The sequence below is a fragment of the Kitasatospora sp. NPDC127116 genome (assembly GCF_042677365.1).
GTDB lineage: Bacteria > Actinomycetota > Actinomycetes > Streptomycetales > Streptomycetaceae > Kitasatospora > Kitasatospora lactacystinica.
This window is the reverse complement of the sequence record NZ_JBHXTL010000129.1, coordinates 1-16,519: the sequence shown is the minus strand read 5'-3', so window position 1 is coordinate 16,519 and position 16,519 is coordinate 1. Positions and strand designations below refer to the sequence as shown.

The following is a 16,519-nucleotide window of genomic DNA, read 5'->3' as shown; positions in this document are numbered from 1 at the left end:
TCGGGAACTGGACCACCTGCTGGTAGGTCGGGCGGTTCTGCCAGGTGGTCCTGTCGTCCGTCACGCCGCCCAGCGGTCGCTGGATGATCGTGTCGGCGCACCACTGGTCGCCGGCCGAGCAGTCCGCGTCGCCCGGGTAGACCTGGGCGGAGGTCTGGGCGGCGGCCTGCTTCAGGGTGTTCAGCAGGACGGTCCGGCAGGCCGCGAGGTCGCCGCCGCCGCAGAACGGCCGGGCCAGCGGGCCGGCCACCTGGTCGCCGAGGACGGCGCGCAGGTCCTTGTCCAGATAGCTCCACCAGCCGTACTGGAAGGCCGAACCCTTGTGCGGGATGGCCTCGTTGGCGCTCACCGGGCCGGTGGCCGAGCCGGTCTGCCCGCCCGAGGGGGACTCGTTGATCTGGAGGGCGCCGGTCAGCGCGCCGAACAGCGGGTCACCGAGGCCGGGCCGCATGACGCCCTCGGCGACCAGCGGCCACCAGGCGTCCATCACCCGGATCGCGGTGGCGTCCGCGTAGCCGTGGCTGCCCGCCGAAGTCTCCTTCCGCAGGGCGCCGTTGGCGAGCCAGGCCTCCAGCTGCTGCAGGGCGGTGAGGGCGGCCTGGTCGGTGACGGGCGCGCTGCGCAGCACGCGGATCAGGTCGGGCAGCACGTCCTCGGCCCGCAGGTCGGCCAGGGCGGCGCTCTCCATGGCCTGGGTGAGCGAGACCCGGCTCGCCCTGCCGCCGTTCCTCAGCAGGGACTTGACCCGGTCGTCCAGTAGGTTGCCGCGGTGCACCGAGCCGTTGCCGAAACCGGCCGAGGTGAAGCCGTTCGCCTGCTTGTTGTTCCAGGAGATGTAGTAGTCCTGGTTGACGGACTGCGGGTGCTCGGCCGCCGGGGTGTACCGGGCGGTGTTGGCAACCGGGTCGAAGTCGGCCCATTCGTAGGCGGGTTGGGCCTGTACGGGCAGCCCCGGGTCCACCCCGGGGGCGCGGACCGGGTTGCTGCCGGAGTTGTAGTACGCGATGTCGCGCGAGTCGGCGTAGAACCAGTTGAAGGTGTAGTTGATGTCCTGCGCGGCCCGCTGGAAGCCCGCCGCGCCCTGCACCGCGCCCGGGTCGTTCAGCTCCTGGAAGCCGATGATGGAGTCGGCCTCGTGCCGGTAGGTGGAGCGCAGCGAGGTGAAGGCGACGGGCGCGCCGCCGACGGTGCCGCGGGCGCTGACCAGGCCGTACCTGGAGCGGTACATCACCAGGGTGTAGGAGCCGGCCGGGGTGGAGTCGGCGGTGGTGGGCTTCCACGCGTTCTTGCGTTCCAGCCGGTCGAAGGGCAGGCACTGGCCGTGCCACAGGTAGGAGTTGGCGGCGGTGGTGACCGGGGAGCCGTCGGTGGTGCAGAGCGGGACGGCGTAGGTGTCGGTGATGTCCTGACCGGCGGAGGTCGCGCTCCAGGCGTAGTCCTGGCCGCGGCCGAGCTGCACGTAGAAGCTCAGGCCGGCGAAGGCGGCGCCGCGCGCGCTGATCCCGGGGCCCTGGATCTCCTCCAGCATCAGCAGCTGCGGGGCGAAGTAGCCGGTCTGCGGGCCGAACACGGCCACCGGGTGGCCGTCGTCGGTGTGCGCGCCGGAGACCAGCAGGGCGTTGGACATGCCGTGCTTGGCGGTCAGCAGGTTTCCGGGCAGGACGCCGTTCGCCTTGGTGGTGGCGGAGCTGCCCGAGCCGGTGGCGTCGTAGACGACCCGCTCGGGCACCACCGAGCCGGGGTCCGGCAGCGCCGCGCCCTGCGGCTGGTCCGGGACGGTCGCGTACGGGAAGCTCTGCCCGTCGTGCAGGGTCTGGACGGCCTCCGGGTCGTCCGCCTCGCGCAGCGACTTCCAGACCGCGTCCCCGGCGTCCTTGCCGTACCGGGCCTCGGCGGCCGACTTGACCTGGGCGGAGGCCAGTTCGCCTCCGCCGCCGGAGCCGAACAGCGCGCCGACCACGGAGGCGAGGGCCACCAGGTCGGTCAGCTTGAACGGCTCGATCGAGCCGGCGTTGGTGATCGGGTCGATGTGCCCGGTGAGGTCGTACTCGCCGGGGAAGGTGCGGGCGTTGTAGGACTCCTTGGCGTACTGGTTGATGCCGTCGAGGTAGGCGTTGGCGTCGGCGAGTGCCTGGGTGGCCCGGCCGCCGCGGGCGGCTATGGCGTCGATCTGCTGCTGCAGCTCCGCCTCGGTGTACGGCGCGGCCTGCCAGAAGGTCTGCTCCAGCTGGCGGTTGGCGGCGGCGCCGCCCGCGAAGCCGGACAACTGGCCGCGGCCGACGTGCCGGAAGAGGTCCATCACCCAGAGGCGGTCCTGGGCGGCGGCGTAGCCCGCGCCGAACTCGGTGCCGTAGCGGGTGGTCCCGGAGATGTGCGGGACGCCGGTGGCCTTGTCGCGCACGATGGTGACGTCCGGGCGCGGGCTGGTGGTGCTCGCCACCTGGTCGGCGGGGACGCCGAAGGAGGCGTCGTTGAAGAAGTCGCGCAGCTTGGCCTCGGTCAGGCCGGGGTAGCCGGAGGCGAGGGCGGCGTAGGGGCCGAGCTGGTCGTCGGTGTGCGCGGGGCGGGTGCCGAAGGCCCGGTTGAGCAGGATGTCGGCGAGGGTGGCGTTGCCGTTCTCGCCGGGCGGCAGGATGTCGGCGCAGTGGCCGCCGCAGTAGTCGTCGGCGGCGGCGGTCGTCGCCGGGGTGGGGGCGGCGGTGGCGGTGGGGCTGGTGGTCAGGGCGGCGGTGACGAGCAGGGCCGAGGCGAGGGCGGCGGCCGGGAGTCGGAGGGAGCGGGGGCGGGGGCGCTGGCGTGAACGCAAGGCGGACTCCTCCGTCGAAGTCTCACGGAAGAGTCGACGGTAGGGGTGCTACTGGCCGGTTGGCTAGTGGCGTGCATGCCATTTTCTGTGCGGGGGCGCGGAGTTGGGGCGTTCGGGTTGCGGGCTGCGGGCTGCGGGCTGCGGGCTGCGGGCTGCGGGGTCGAGGTGCGAGGCCGGGCTTCGGGATCGAGGCGCGGGGTCGGGGTGTGCGGGCGGTGCTGTCCCGGGAGCCGGCCGAGGTGGCGGCGACGGTGCCGGGCCCGGTGCCGCGGGTCCCGGCGGTGGAGCGGCCGGGGAAAGGCGGCGCCGCACCCGCCGGGCTCAGTCCGGAGGTGCGGCGCCGGGTCGGCGGGGCCGGGTCAGGGCTTGAGCACCAGGCGGATCGGGTTGCCCTCCTTGCGCTCCAGCGCCTCCACCGCGCGGGCCGCCTCGGCCAGCGGGAAGGTGCCGCTCACCGAGCGGGAGAAGTCGAGCCGGCCGCCGCGGACCAGGTTGACCAGGTCGACGACGTCCTGGCCCTCGGAGCCGTAGTGGCCGCGGATCTGCTGGCGCAGGTAGCTGACCAGGGTGCCGTTGGTGACGGTCAGCGGCTTGTCGGTGAGGCCGACCAGCACCAGGCGGCCGTGCTCGCCCAGGGCGGCCATGGCCTGCTCGCGCACCGGGGCGACCCCGGCGAAGTCGAAGGCGGCGGACAGCGGGCGGCCGCCGGTGGCCTCGCGCAGCAGCTGGGCGAACGCGGGGTCGGTCGGGTCGAGGGCCGCGTCGGCGCCGAAGGCCAGGGCGCGCTCACGGGCGGCCGGCAGCGGGTCGACGGCGACGATCGGGAAGGCGCCGATGGCCCGCAGCAGCTGCACGCCGTGGGCGCCGAGGCCGCCGACGCCCCAGACGCCGACCGCCTCGGCGGGCCGCACGGCGCCGGTGGCGGTGATGGCGGCCCAGGGGGTGGAGACCGCGTCGGGGATGAAGCAGGCCTGCTCGAAGGGGAGTTCGTCCGGAATGGGCACCAGGGTGGTGGCGGTGGCGAGCGCGTACTCGGCCCAGCCGCCGTCGTAGTCCACGCCGCGGGTGTGCACGACGCCGTCGCGGTTCTCGCCGGCCTGCAGCAGCACCCGGTCGCCGACGGCCGCGGTGGTCACGCCCTCGCCGAGGGTGTGCACGGTGCCCGCGACCTCGTGGCCGAGGGTGACCTTGTCGCCCTTGAGGAAGAGCGGCTTGAGCATGCCCTCGATCAGGTGGACGTCGGAGAGGCAGACGCCGGCGGCCTCGACCTTGATCAGCACCTCGCCCGGACCGGGCGCCGGGACGGGGACCTCCTCCACGGCGAAGGCGCCCTTGGCGACGTCGAGCCGGCCGGCGAGCATCGTGGCGGTCATCAGGACTTCCCTTCTCGCGGGGGCGGCGGGCCGGGGAGTGTCCGCCGCTCCGGAAGTTACTTGTTATCCAACAAGCAAGTTCACCGTAGCATGGTGGCATGTCTACGCACGATGAGGGCCGAACCGGCGGACCCGGGACGCTCCGGGAGGCGCCCGCGCGCCGCACCCAGGCCGAACGGCGGGCCCGGGCCGAGTCCGCGCTGATCGCCGCCGCCGCCCGGCTGATCGCCGAGCACGGCAGCACCGGGGTCACGCTGGCCGGGGTGGGGGAGGAGGCGGGCTTCAGCCGGGGCCTGGCCACCCACTACTTCGGGTCGAAGGCCGCACTGCTCGCCCGGCTCCAGGAGGCGGCGCTGGCCGAGGCGATGGCGGCGGCCGCGCCGGAGCGCAGCGGGGCGGGCGCGGTGGACGAGCTGTGCGGGTTCGCGCGCGGCTGCCTGGAGGGCGTGCGCAACCCGACCGACCTGGGCCGGGCCTTCGTGGTGCTGGGCGCGGAGGCGCTCGCCGGGGCCTCGGAGCTGACCGCCGCGGTGGCGGAGCTGGACGCCCGGACCCGGGCGTGGGTGGCCGAAGTGGTCGGGCAGGGGCAGCGGGACGGCGAGCTGCGCCCCGGCGTGGACGCGGGCGCCTTCGCGCTGGCCTTCGTGGGGCTGCTCAAGGGGCTGGTGGTGCAGGCCGCGGCCGCTCCGAAGGTCTTCGACGTGGGGCTGGCGGTCGCCGAGTCCGAGCGCTGGATCCGGCTGGCGCTCACGGCGGGCTGAGGGCGCGCGGGACGGGCGGGGCGGGTGGCCGGGGGAGAGCGGGGCGGAGTCGGCACCGCCGCACGGCGGCCGGGGGGGGGTGGGTGGCGGGCGGCGGGGGGGGTGGCCCGCTCGGGGGTGGGGTCAGCCCCGGCGGGCGGGCGAACCGCGGCGTGCGGGCGGCACGATGCGCACCCGCTCGGTGGCGGGCGCCTTTTCGAGGTCGTCCAACTGGGCCAGGACGGTGGCGCGCAGGTCGTCGTCGTCCTCGAAGTGGTGGTCGTTGAAGAGGGTGTAGCCGGACCACATCAGGTTGGCGCAGACCCGGGGCGGGACCTTGCCCGTCGCGGCGCCCATGCCGACCAGGGCGACGGACCGGATCGAGCCCGGTCGCAGCCGGTTCTGCCGGTGGACGGCCTGGAAGGCGGCGGCGCAGGCCAGGGCGACGTTCAAGGTCTCGCTGACGTTCTGCGAGGAGGTCCGCATGGTCGGGGCCGATATCAGGAACGCCGGGTTGACGGCGCCGGACGGGACGCAGACCGCGCTGCCGACCGGGAGGCTGCCGGCGTGCTGCTCGCGGATCGCCTTCTGGACCCGCAGCTGGATGCCCGCGCCCAGGTGGCGCTTGATCGCGGCGTCCGTCCCGCCGTCCATCCGGCCGCGGGAGTTGGTGGGGCTGACCCAGGCGTCCGCCTTCGCGGTGAGCAGGGAGGCGTGCCGGATGTCGATCCCGGGGACGTCGGCGAAGGCCGCCCGCCAGGACTCCACGACCGTCGCGTTGAGGTCGGTCAGCACCACCTTGAGCGGCGGCTCGGTGCGGTCCGTGGTCATGCTGGGCTCCTGTCGGTCGGGGGTGCCCGGTGGGCCGGTTCCTTGGTGACACCGACGAAGCTAGCGCCCGGCACTGACAATCCGTCCGGGCCCCGTCGGCACCCTGTCGGCACCCCGTCGGCACCTCGCCCGCGCCGGTCGGAGGCTGGTCGGCGCGGGCCGGACTGTCGGACCCTGCTGGTAGGACTGTGGTGTCCGCCAGGGAAGCTGACGGTCCATCACCTGCCGTTCGTCTGAAATTCGTACGGTCCCGACCAGCCGGAGTCGCACCACCATGAGCGCTGTCGACACCCCCGCCACCCAGCCCGACCCGAACGACCCGCTCGCCCTCGCCGACCTCTTCACCGGCGGCGGCGAGCCGTGGCTGCCGCTGCTGAAGCCGGTGATCGAGGCGCAGCCCGGTGCGGCCTCGTTCATCGGCCCGGGCCGCGGCCCGGAGGTCGTCCCGGTCCGCGAGCTGACCTTCCAGGCGCTCAAGCCGCACGCGCCGCACCGGTGGAAGGTCGTCGTCTTCGGCCAGAACCCGTACCCGCGGCCGGAGAGCGCCACCGGCATCGCGATGTTCGACAACACCTTCCACGACTGGAAGGACAGCCAGTTCGGCCGGGTGATCAGCATCCGCTGCCTGATCAAGGCCGCGGCGATGTGGAAGTACGGCATCCCCAAGAAGACGCCGATCGCCGACATACGGGCGCTGCTGAAGAAGCAGGAGACGGTCCAGCCGCCGGAGTGGTTCCAGGCGATGCTCACCCAGGGCGTGCTGCTGCTGAACGCGGCGCTCACCGCGAGCAGCGACGGCGCGATGGGGCCGGACGAGCACACCGGGTTCTGGCGGCCGGTCGCCGAGCGGATCGTCGAGGAGATCCTCCGCGCCAAGCAGCGGGCCGCCGAGGAGGACCGCTACGTGGTCTTCGCCTGGTGGGGCGCGCACGCCCGCAGCCTGAAGAACGTCGTGCTGCGGCTGCAGGAGAAGTACCCCGAGGTCGAGGTCCGCCACATCGACCACGCCAACCCGGCGGCCCAGGGCGACATCTTCTGCGACGGCGAGCACTTCGCCACGGTGAACGCCGCCCTGGCCTCGCTCGGTGCCGACGAGGTCGACTGGCTGCCCAGCACGGGGTGGAACGCGCCGTCGGCGCAGGGCGGCGGGGCGGAGGCCGGGGTCGCCGAGCGGATGGGTGCCTTCATCGCCTCCACCATGGAGCTGCACCAGCTCTATCTGGACCGACTCGCCGGGGTGAAGGACGAGGGCCTCGTCCTGCCGGCGATCACCGGTGTGTTCGACACCCCGCCGACGGGCTTCCGGGAGGCGGTGTCGCCGGTCGCCGAGCTGCTGCGCGGCCTGGACCGGCACGTGTCGCTGTCGCACGACTTCGGCAAGCGGCGGGCGGACGAGGCGGCCACCGGCCTGTCCGCCGACGAGATCGCCGCGCTGTACCTGTACACCTGCGAGTCCGCGTTCTACCGGGAGATCAACGCGGTGCTGCGCTCGCCGGACCGCAGCCGGCTGGTGCCCTACCTGCCGTACCTGCGGCTGCTGTTCGCGGCGGTGTCGCGGCTGCCCGTCCGCACCGCGCCGCTGTGGCGCGGGGTCTCGCTGGACCTGCGGCGGCAGTACCCGCTCGGGAGGACGGTGACGTGGTGGGGCGTCTCCTCCTGCACCTCCGAGCTCGGGGTCGCGCGGTCCTTCCTGGGCAGCCGGGGCAAGCGGACGCTGTTCGAGGTGCGTCCGGTGCGGGCCGCCGGCATCAGGAACTTCTCGGCGTTCACCGGCGAGGAGGAGTTCATCCTGCTGCCCGGCACGCAGTTGGAGGTCACCGACGTCCGGGCGGAGCGCGGCGGCCTGTGCACCGTGACGCTGACCGAGCTGGAGGAGGCGCCCCTGGTGTCCTGAGGCGCCCGGGCCGAAGCCGCCCCCTGGAGCAGCAACCAAGTCAGTATTTTTACTGAGTTAAGTTATGCTGGACTCCGAACGGCGGACGAGCCCGTTGTGCGGGAAGGGGCGCGAACGATGACCTCGAAAATCCGGAACCTGGACGGCGAACTGGAACGGGAGCGGGCCTACGTCGAGGTCTGCCGGGTCGCGACGGCCCGGCAGGTCGAGGACGCGGGCCACCAGGTCGTCGCCGCGGAGGACGTCTCCGGTGACGGTGCCAGCGCGGAGGCGCTCGGCCGATACCTGCGCACCCGCGCCAAGCGGATGAAGGAGCTGCCGGAGAGCCCGTCCTTCTTCGGCCGCCTCGACTTCGCCGACACCGCGGAGGCCGGGGAGCACCGGCGGCAGCACTACTACGTGGGCCGCCGGCGGATCTCCGAGGACCCGACGGTGCCGCCGCTGGTGGTCGACTGGCGGGCCCCGGTCTCCCGGGCGTTCTACCGGGCGAGCGCCCACGCCCCGCTCGGGCTCGCGCGGCGCCGCCGGTTCGGCTGGGCGCCGTGGAGCCTGGGCGCGCCGGAGGAGCTGACCGGGCTGGAGGACGAACCCCTCGGCGCGGACGGCGGGCACGGCCCGGCGGTGGGCGTCGCGGCGGGCGACGGCGCGGCGGACGGTGGCGCGGGTGGTGCCGGCGGCATTCTGGCCGCCGAGATCGAGCGGCCCCGCACCGGCCCGATGCGGGACATCGTCGCCACCATCCAGCCCGAACAGGACGTGCTGGTGCGGGGCGAGCTGAGCGAGTCGGTCTGCGTGCAGGGCGCGCCCGGCAGCGGCAAGACCGCGGTCGGGCTGCACCGCGCCGCGTACCTGCTGTACAGCTTCCCGCAGCGGATCCAGCGCGGCGGCCTGCTGGTCATCGGCCCCAACCGGACCTTCCTGCGCTACATCGCCGAGGTGCTCCCCGCGCTCGGCGAGATCGACGTCACCCAGCGCACCGTCGAGGACCTGGTCGCCACCCGGCCGGTCGCCGCCGTGGACGACGGGCGGGCCGCCGCGGTCAAGCAGGATGCGCGAATGGCGACGGTGCTGCGCCGGGCGCTGTACGGCCGCATCCGGGCGACGGGCCCGGAGCCGCTGGTCGTACCGGACGGCTCCTACCGGTGGCGGGTGCCCCCGGAGCGGCTGGAACGGACGGTCGCCGAACTGCGCGAGCAGGCGCCGCCGTACGCGATCGGACGGGAGAGCCTGCGCACCCGGGTGGTGGCGATGCTCCAGGACCAGGCCGAGCGGCGGACCGGCGTCCGGTCCGGCGCCTGGTCGCGGAAGATCGGCCGCTGCGGGCCGGTGGCCGCCTTCCTGGAGGCCGCCTGGCCGAATCTGCGCCCGGAGGCCGTGGTCGCCGCGCTGCTGAGCGACTCCGCCCTGCTGGCCGAGGCCGCCGACGGGGTGCTCGGCCCCGAGGAGCAGGCGGCGATCCTGTGGCGCCGGCCGCCGCGCTCGGCGAAGAGCGCCAAGTGGTCCGAGCACGACCTGATGCTGCTGGACGAGGTGGCCGGCCTGATCGAGCGCCCGGCCGGCTTCGGCCACGTCGTGGTGGACGAGGCCCAGGACCTCTCCCCGATGCAGTGCCGGGCGATCGCCCGCCGCAGCGCCTTCGGCTCCCTGACCGTCCTCGGCGACCTCGCCCAGGCGACCGCCCCGTGGGCCGCCCGAAGCTGGCCCGAGCAGCTCGCCCACCTGGGCAAGCCGCAGGCCGCGGTGGTGCCGCTGACCACCGGCTTCCGGGTCCCGGCCGCCGTGACGGCCCTCGCCAACACCCTGCTGGGCGCGCTGGACGTGGACGTGCCGCCGGCCGTGTCGCTGCGGCAGGACGGGGAGCTGACGGTGCGGCGGGTGGCCGGGGGCGGCCTGGGCGGAGCGGCGGTCGCGGCGGTGCGGGCCGCGCTGGAGCGCGAGGGCTCGATCGCGGTGATCGCGGCGGACGGCGCGGTGGCGGAGGCCGCCGAGGCGCTGCTCGCGGCGGGGATCCCGACCGGGGCGGCCGAACAGGTCGGCACCACGGCGCGGGTGACGGTGCTGCCGGCCTCGCTGGTGAAGGGGCTGGAGTACGACCACGTGGTGGTGCTGGAGCCGGCCGCCATCGTGGAGGCCGAGGCGCGCGGCCTGCACCGGCTGTACGTGGTGGTGACGCGGGCGGTCTCCCGGCTGGACGTCCTGCACTCCCGTCCGCTGCCCGCGCCGCTGGGCGGGTGACGGCCCGGCGGCGGAGGCGGGCGGGGAAGGCCGGGCGGACGCGGCCGCCGGCCATGACCCCGTGCCCACCGGAAGCGGCGGCCGACCGGTGCCGGCACCCCTGCTGACCTCCTCACTCGTGCCCGGACCAGCTCCGGACAGCTGGATATCCTGAACACATGAGCGACAACCTTCCCCCGTGTCCGCAGTGCTCCAGTGAGTACACCTATGAGATGAACGCCCTCATGGTCTGCCCCGAGTGCGCCCACGAGTGGGTGCCCGGCGGCGGTGACCAGGCCGGCGTGCCGGCCGGCGAGCGCGTGATCAAGGACGCCGTCGGCAACGTGCTGAGCGACGGCGACACCGTGACGGTGGTCAAGGCGCTGAAGGTCAAGGGCAGCGTCTCCGGCATCAAGGCCGGCACCAAGGTCCGCAACATCCGCCTGGTGGACGGCGTCGACGGGCACGACATCGACTGCCGCATCGAGGGCTTCGGCGCCATGCAGCTCAAGTCCGGCGTGGTCAAGAAGGCCTGATCCGCGGGCCCCCAGCGGCCGCGCCCCGTCGAGGAGATCGGCGGGGCGCGGCCGTCGCGCTGTCCAGGGCCGGTCGGGGGTGGAGTCGCCGCCCGGATTAGTTGTAGCATCACAATGATTACAACAATACAACTAACTCTGGAGCGTTCGTCATGCCCGATGCCGCTCGACCGCGGCCCTGGCTCGTGCTCGCCATCTGCTGCATGAGCCTGCTGATCGTCAGCCTCGACAACACCATCCTGAACGTGGCCCTGCCCGCCGTCCGGCGCGACCTGGACACCACGGTGTCCGGCCTGCAGTGGACGGTCGACGCCTACACCCTGGTGCTGGCGAGCCTGCTGATGCTCTCCGGCTCGACCGCCGACCGGATCGGCCGCCGCCGGGTGTTCCGGATCGGACTGGTGGTGTTCACCGCGGCCTCCCTGCTGTGCAGCCTGGCCCCCGGGCTCGGCTGGCTGATCGCGGCGCGGATGCTCCAGGCGGTCGGCGGATCGATGCTCAACCCCGTCGCCATGTCGATCATCAGCAACACCTTCACCGACTCCCGGCAGCGCGCCCGGGCGATCGGCGTCTGGAGCGGCGTGGTGGGCATCAGCATGGCCGCCGGGCCGATCATCGGCGGGGCGCTGGTGGAGTCGGCCGGCTGGCGGGCGATCTTCTGGATCAACGTCCCGATCGGCCTGGCCGCGCTCTTCCTCACCACCCGCTACGTGCCGGAGTCGCGGGCGGCCCGCACCCGCCGGGTGGACCCGGTCGGCCAACTGCTGGTCGTCGTCGTGCTCGCCGCCCTCACCTACGCGATCATCGAGTCGCCGGAGCGCGGCTGGACCTCGCCCGTGGTGCTCGGCTGCGCGGCGGCCTCCCTGGGCGCGCTGCTGGGCCTGCTGCGGTACGAACCCCGGCGCACCGACCCGCTGATCGACCTGCGGTTCTTCCGCTCCGCGCCCTTCTCCGGCGCCACCGTCATCGCGGTCGCCGCCTTCGCCGGCCTCGGCGGCTTCCTCTTCCTCACCTCCCTGTACCTCCAGGACGTCCGCGGGCTCGACCCGCTGCACGCCGGACTGTTCATGCTGCCGATGGCGGTCATGTCGCTGCTCACCGCGCCGCTGTCCGGCCGGATGGTGGCCGCCCGGGGGCCGCGCACGCCGCTGCTGCTGGCCGGGGCGGCACTGACCGCGAGCGCGGTGCTCCAGGCGGTCGGCTACTCCGAGCACCTGCCGACCTGGCTGCTGGTCCTCGCCTTCCTGCTCTTCGGCACCGGCTTCGGCCTGGTCAACGCGCCCATCACCAACACCGCCGTCTCCGGGATGCCCCGCTCGCAGGCCGGGGTGGCGGCGGCGGTGGCCTCCACCAGCCGACAGGTCGGCCAGTCCCTGGGCGTCGCGGTCACCGGCGCGCTGATGGCCGGCAGCGCCCTCGCGGACCCGGCGGCCTTCACCGGGGCGGCCCGGACGGCATGGTGGATCATCGCCGGCTGCGGCGCCGCCGTGCTGGTCACCGGTACGCTCACTTCCGGCCGCTGGGCCCGGGCGACGGCCGAGCGCACGGCGCGGCGGCTCGCCGCCGAGGAGGCGGCCGAGGGAAGCACGGAGACGAAGGAGACGGTGGACGCCTGATGGAGCGCCTCGACACCGGTGGGCACCCGGAGGGGAGCGGGACGGACGCCGCGACGGCGGCCCGGGTCTGGCAGGGGATGTACGCGCTCGTGCTGGAGCGCCACGACCGCCGCAGGACCGTCGCCGAAGCCCTCGGCATGAGCTTCAGCCGGGTCCGGGCGCTGCGCCGGCTCGCCGCCGGCCCGATCACCCTGCGGGAGCTGGCCGAGCGGCTGACCGCCGACCCGCCGTACACCAGCGTCATCGTGGACGACCTGGTGCGGCGCGGGCTCGCCGAGCGCATCACCAACCCGGCGGACCGGCGCTCCAAGCTGGTCCACCTCACCGAGGAGGGCGAGGCCAAGGCCGCGCTCGCCACCGGGATCCTCGCCACGCCGCCGGACGCGCTGCTCGCGCTGCCGCCGGAGGACCTCCGCGCGCTCGACCGGGTGGTGGCGAAGCTCCTGGACTGAGGGCTGCCGCCCGACGCGGCGGGCGTGGATCCGGGAGTCGGGACACCGGTCGCGGGTGGTCCGTGTTCTCCGCGAGGACGGAGACGGGCACGCATGAGTCCGGGCCGCTGTTCCCGTTCCGCCGCCGTTCCGCCGTTCCGCCGTTCCGCCGTGCTGCCGTGCTGCCGTGCTGCCGTGTTGCCGACCGCCGGGGCCCATTGCCCTTGACGGTCCGTCAATCTCCTTTCTCCGCAGGCCCGCACGCCGATCGTGCGGGCTGTTCGGGAACTGTTCCGCCATCGCCATCGCCGTCGGCGACGCCCGGATCGCCGGGCGCCGGGCGCCGGGCGTGCCGTCCGTCCGTCGGACTTCCGGCAGCGTCGGGTCAGCCGTCCGAGCGTCGCAGCAGGTAGGTGTCCATGATCCAGCCCTTGCGCTCCCGGGCCCGCTCACGCAGCTCGCGGATGCGCGGGGCGGCCTCGGCGAGCGGACCGGAGACGAGCACCTCGTCGGGGGTGCCGAGGTAGGCGCCGTAGTGGATCTCCAGCCCCTCGGGGTCGATCCCGGCGAAGGCGGCCCGGCCGTCGAGCATCACCACCACGTCGTCCACCCCCTCGGGGAAACCCTCGGCGAGGCGGCGGCCGGTGGTGATCTGCACCGGCCGCCCGACCCGGGTCAATGTGGTGCGGTGCCGGGCGGCGAGCGCGGAGACGCTGCTGATGCCCGGGACCACCTCGTACTCGAAGGGCATGCCGCCCCGGTTCGACACGTCGTCCACCACGGCGATGACGCTGTCGTAGAGGGCGGGGTCGCCCCAGACCAGGAAGGCGCCGTGCTCGCCCGGGCCGAGGTGCTCGGCGACCAGCCGTTCGACCAGATCGGCGCGGCGGACGCGCCAGTCGTCCACGGCGGCCGCGTACGCGGGGGTGGCGCGGTCCCGTTCGGCGTCCGGCGCCGCGACCACGCGGTGCCCGGGCCGTCCGTGGTCGGCCAGCATCCGGCGACGCAGCGCGATCAGGTCCTGCCGTTCCTCGCTCTTGTCGAGGATGAAGAAGACGTCGGTGCGACCGATCGCCTTGACCGCCTGCAGGGTGAGGTGGTCGGGGTCGCCCGCGCCGATGCCGATGACGAAGATGTGCCGCATGGGAGCCATTCTGCCGTTCGCCCCCGGGTGCGCCGCCCGGGGCCGGGCGCGGAGCCCGCGTCTCACCACGCGGACGCCTTGCGAGATTTCCGCCTCGACGCCGACGGTTTGCCCCTAAGCTGGCGGTGCAGCTGGTTCGCCCTGTCCGCCAGGCAGGCGCGTCGCAAGAGGGAACCCGGTGGGAATCCGGGACTGCCCCGCAGCGGTGAGTGGGAACGACCGCCGTCATACGCACTGGACCCGGGACGGGTCTGGGAAGCGACGGCCAGTAGGTGTCCGCCCCGGTTTCGGCCGAGGTGGGTGTGCCCGCGAGTCCGAAGACCTGCCACTGCCCGTGCGCGAGCGTTCGCGCGCGGCCATCCGGTGACCTCGTGGGCGGGTCGGCGACCATATCGGGCGGAGCCGCGCACGGGTGCGGTCGTCCGTCCGGTCCGTCATCCCTTCGCGTCCTCGTGCCGTCACCGGGCACTTGAGGATCCAGACTCGCGAAGGAGAGTCCCTTGACCACGAAGTCCGCAGCCGCGGCGAGCGTCGCCACCGCCCACGGATACCCCCGCCAGGGCCGGGGCCGTGAATTGAAGAAGGCGATCGAGGGGTACTGGAGGGGCGCGGTCGCGGCCGAGGCGCTGCTGGCGACCGCCGCCGACCTGCGTCGGACGAACTGGGCGCAGCTCGTCGAGGCGGGGGTCGCGGAGGTGCCGACCGGCGACTTCTCGCTCTACGACCACGTGCTGGACACCACGGTGGCGGTCGGCGCGATCCCGCCGCGGCACCGGGAGGCGGTCGACGCCGACCCGCTGGCCGGGTACTTCGCGATGGCGCGCGGCAACCAGGACGTCGCCCCGTTGGAGATGACCAAGTGGTTCGACACCAACTACCACTACCTGGTGCCTGAGTTGGGCCCGGACACGGTGTTCGCCGCGAACCCGGCCAAGGCGGTCGGCGAGCTGCGCGAGGCGCTGCTGCTCGGCCACGCCGCCCGGCCGGTGCTGGTCGGGCCGGTCAGCTACCTGCTGCTCGCCAAGCCGGCGCCCGGGGTGGCCGCCGACTTCCAGCCGATCACCCTGCTGGACCGGCTGCTGCCCGTCTACGCCCGGCTGCTGGCCGAGTTGCGTGCCGCCGGCGCCGCGTGGGTGCAGCTGGACGAGCCCGCGCTGGTGCAGGACCGCACCCCGGCCGAGCTCAACGCGGCCGCCCGCGCCTACCGCGAGCTGGGCGGTCTCACCGAGCGGCCCAAGCTGCTGGTCGCGAGCTACTTCGACCGGCTCGGCGAGGCGCTGCCGGTGCTGGCCAAGGCCCCGGTCGAGGGCCTGGCGCTGGACTTCACCGGCCCGGCCGCCGTCAACCTGGAGGACCTCGCCGCCGCCGGCGGCCTGCCCGGCAAGCGGCTGGTGGCGGGGGTGATCGACGGGCGCAACATCTGGATCAACGACCTGGAGAAGTCGCTGGCGACCCTGGCGACCCTGCTCGGCCTCGCCGGCACCGTCGACGTGGCGCCGTCCTGCTCGCTGCTGCACGTGCCGATCGACGCCGCCGCGGAGCGCGACATCGACCCGCAGATCGCCCGCTGGCTGGCCTTCGCCCGACAGAAGGCCGGCGAGGCGGCACTGCTCGCCCGGGGCCTGCGCGAGGGCACCGGCGCGATCACCGCCGAGCTCGCCGCCAACCGCGCCGACCTCGCCTCCCGCGCCAACTCCCCGATCACCCGCGACCCGGCGGTGCGCGCCCGCGCCGCCGCCGTCACCGCCGACGACACCCGGCGCGCCCAGGCGTACCCGCAGCGGGCCGAGGCCCAGCGCGCCCGGCTCGGGCTGCCGCTGCTGCCGACCACCACCATCGGCTCCTTTCCCCAGACCGCCGAACTGCGCACCGCCCGCGCCGATCTGACGGCGGGTCGGATCGACGCCCCGGCCTACCGGGAGCGGATGGAGGCGGAGGTCCGCGAGGTCGTCGCCTACCAGGAGAAGGCCGGGCTGGACGTCCTGGTGCACGGCGAGCCCGAGCGCAACGACATGGTCCAGTACTTCGCCGAGCAGCTCACCGGCTACCTCGCCACCCGGCACGGCTGGGTCCAGTCGTACGGCACCCGGTACGTGCGCCCGCCGGTGCTGGCCGGGGACATCTCCCGTCCGCACCCGATGACCACCGACTGGTTCCGCTACGCGCAGGGCCTGACCGACCGCCCGGTCAAGGGCATGCTCACCGGCCCGGTCACCATGCTCGCCTGGTCCTTCGTCCGCGACGACCAGCCGCTCGCCGACACCGCCCGGCAGGTGGCCCTCGCCCTGCGCGACGAGGTCGTCGACCTGGAGGCGGCCGGCGCCGCCGTCGTGCAGGTCGACGAGCCGGCGCTGCGCGAGACCCTCCCGCTGCGGGCCGCCGCCCGCCCGGCGTACCTGGCGTGGGCCACCGAGGCCTTCCGCCTCGCCACCTCCGGCGTCCGCGCGGACACCCAGATCCACACCCACATGTGCTACGCCGAGTTCGGCGCGATCATGACGGCGATCGACGAACTCGACGCGGACGTCATCTCCCTGGAGGCCACCCGCTCCCACATGGAGGTGGCCGGCGAGCTGGCCGAGGCGGGCTATCCGCGCGAGGTCGGCCCCGGCGTCTGGGACATCCACTCCCCGCGCGTCCCCAGTACCGACGAAGCCGTCTCGTTGTTGCGCGCGGGCCTGGCGGCGATCCCGGCGGAGCGGCTCTGGGTCAACCCGGACTGCGGGCTGAAGACCCGCGGCTGGACGGAGACCCGGGCCTCGCTGGAGAGCCTGGTCGGCGCCGCCCGCCTGCTGCGCGAGGAACTGGCCGGCTGACGGCGGCCGGGGGGGGGGGGGGCGGGGGGGCGGGGGCCCCCCCCCGCCGCCCGGGGGGGAGACGGCCGGGGGGGTGGCGAACAACCCCACCCCCGCGACCCCCGCAGAACCCGACCCC

General features: G+C 74.3%; 11 protein-coding genes and 1 riboswitch. Of the genes, 7 read left to right on the top strand and 4 right to left on the bottom strand.

The features are described 5' to 3' along the window. Both ACFVHV_RS35480 and ACFVHV_RS35475 read right to left on the bottom strand, forming a co-directional pair. A partial coding sequence (locus ACFVHV_RS35480; protein ID WP_380356929.1) for a penicillin acylase family protein occupies positions 1-2,806 on the bottom strand: 2,806 nt, incomplete at its 3' end. A gap of 359 nt (positions 2,807-3,165) precedes the next feature. Then, positions 3,166-4,179, bottom strand: a complete 1,014-nt coding sequence (locus ACFVHV_RS35475; RefSeq protein ID WP_359898333.1) for a zinc-binding dehydrogenase — start codon at positions 4,177-4,179, stop codon at positions 3,166-3,168. 98 nt (positions 4,180-4,277) lie between these two features. Here ACFVHV_RS35475 and ACFVHV_RS35470 point away from each other — a divergent pair, with 98 nt between their 5' ends. Further along, the gene (locus tag ACFVHV_RS35470; RefSeq protein WP_380356927.1) at positions 4,278-4,940 is read left to right on the top strand and encodes a TetR/AcrR family transcriptional regulator; all 663 of its coding nucleotides are present in this window, start codon (positions 4,278-4,280) and stop codon (positions 4,938-4,940) included. A gap of 123 nt (positions 4,941-5,063) precedes the next feature. Here the strand turns inward: ACFVHV_RS35470 and ACFVHV_RS35465 are convergent, their stop codons facing one another. Continuing rightward, a complete protein-coding gene (locus tag ACFVHV_RS35465; RefSeq protein WP_359898331.1) occupies positions 5,064-5,750 on the bottom strand; it encodes a macro domain-containing protein in 687 nt (228 codons plus the stop codon). Between the two features lie 274 nt (positions 5,751-6,024). Here ACFVHV_RS35465 and ACFVHV_RS35460 point away from each other — a divergent pair, with 274 nt between their 5' ends. The 5 genes from ACFVHV_RS35460 to ACFVHV_RS35440 all read left to right on the top strand — a co-directional run bounded on the left by ACFVHV_RS35460 (position 6,025) and on the right by ACFVHV_RS35440 (position 12,462). Next, complete coding sequence (locus tag ACFVHV_RS35460) at positions 6,025-7,644, top strand: ADP-ribosyltransferase domain-containing protein (protein WP_380356924.1); 1,620 nt, start codon at positions 6,025-6,027, stop codon at positions 7,642-7,644. Positions 7,645-7,761: 117 nt separating this feature from the next. Continuing rightward, entirely contained in the window at positions 7,762-9,879 is a 2,118-nt protein-coding gene (locus ACFVHV_RS35455; RefSeq protein ID WP_380356922.1) for a HelD family protein, read from the top strand. A 158-nt stretch (positions 9,880-10,037) separates the two neighbouring features. After that, positions 10,038-10,394, top strand: a complete 357-nt coding sequence (locus ACFVHV_RS35450; RefSeq protein ID WP_359898328.1) for a zinc ribbon domain-containing protein YjdM — start codon at positions 10,038-10,040, stop codon at positions 10,392-10,394. 152 nt (positions 10,395-10,546) lie between these two features. Further along, entirely contained in the window at positions 10,547-12,010 is a 1,464-nt protein-coding gene (locus ACFVHV_RS35445; protein ID WP_359898327.1) for an MFS transporter, read from the top strand. Continuing rightward, positions 12,010-12,462 (top strand): MarR family transcriptional regulator, encoded by a 453-nt coding sequence (locus ACFVHV_RS35440; protein WP_359898326.1) that lies wholly within the window; start codon positions 12,010-12,012, stop codon positions 12,460-12,462. Before ACFVHV_RS35445 ends, ACFVHV_RS35440 begins: the two co-directional genes overlap by 1 nt. Positions 12,463-12,826: 364 nt before the next feature. Here the strand turns inward: ACFVHV_RS35440 and cobF are convergent, their stop codons facing one another. Beyond that, the gene (cobF, locus tag ACFVHV_RS35435) at positions 12,827-13,585 is read right to left on the bottom strand and encodes a precorrin-6A synthase (deacetylating) (RefSeq protein WP_380356919.1); all 759 of its coding nucleotides are present in this window, start codon (positions 13,583-13,585) and stop codon (positions 12,827-12,829) included. A 115-nt stretch (positions 13,586-13,700) separates the two neighbouring features. After that, positions 13,701-13,930, top strand: a riboswitch (cobalamin riboswitch). A 155-nt stretch (positions 13,931-14,085) separates the two neighbouring features. On the opposite strand from cobF, the gene metE reads away from it, so the two are divergent. After that, entirely contained in the window at positions 14,086-16,401 is a 2,316-nt protein-coding gene (gene metE, locus ACFVHV_RS35430) for a 5-methyltetrahydropteroyltriglutamate--homocysteine S-methyltransferase (protein WP_380356916.1), read from the top strand. Positions 16,402-16,519: the final 118 nt, after the last annotated feature.

What these genes read in the sequence shown, in the direction of transcription:
- ACFVHV_RS35475 (WP_359898333.1), bottom strand. Translation starts at nt 4,179, where the DNA reads ATGACCGCCACGATGCTCGCCGGCCGGCTCGACGTCGCCAAGGGCGCC.
- ACFVHV_RS35470 (WP_380356927.1), top strand. Translation starts at nt 4,278, where the DNA reads ATGTCTACGCACGATGAGGGCCGAACCGGCGGACCCGGGACGCTCCGG.
- ACFVHV_RS35465 (WP_359898331.1), bottom strand. Translation starts at nt 5,750, where the DNA reads ATGACCACGGACCGCACCGAGCCGCCGCTCAAGGTGGTGCTGACCGAC.
- ACFVHV_RS35460 (WP_380356924.1), top strand. Translation starts at nt 6,025, where the DNA reads ATGAGCGCTGTCGACACCCCCGCCACCCAGCCCGACCCGAACGACCCG.
- ACFVHV_RS35455 (WP_380356922.1), top strand. Translation starts at nt 7,762, where the DNA reads ATGACCTCGAAAATCCGGAACCTGGACGGCGAACTGGAACGGGAGCGG.
- ACFVHV_RS35450 (WP_359898328.1), top strand. Translation starts at nt 10,038, where the DNA reads ATGAGCGACAACCTTCCCCCGTGTCCGCAGTGCTCCAGTGAGTACACC.
- ACFVHV_RS35445 (WP_359898327.1), top strand. Translation starts at nt 10,547, where the DNA reads ATGCCCGATGCCGCTCGACCGCGGCCCTGGCTCGTGCTCGCCATCTGC.
- ACFVHV_RS35440 (WP_359898326.1), top strand. Translation starts at nt 12,010, where the DNA reads ATGGAGCGCCTCGACACCGGTGGGCACCCGGAGGGGAGCGGGACGGAC.
- cobF (WP_380356919.1), bottom strand. Translation starts at nt 13,585, where the DNA reads ATGCGGCACATCTTCGTCATCGGCATCGGCGCGGGCGACCCCGACCAC.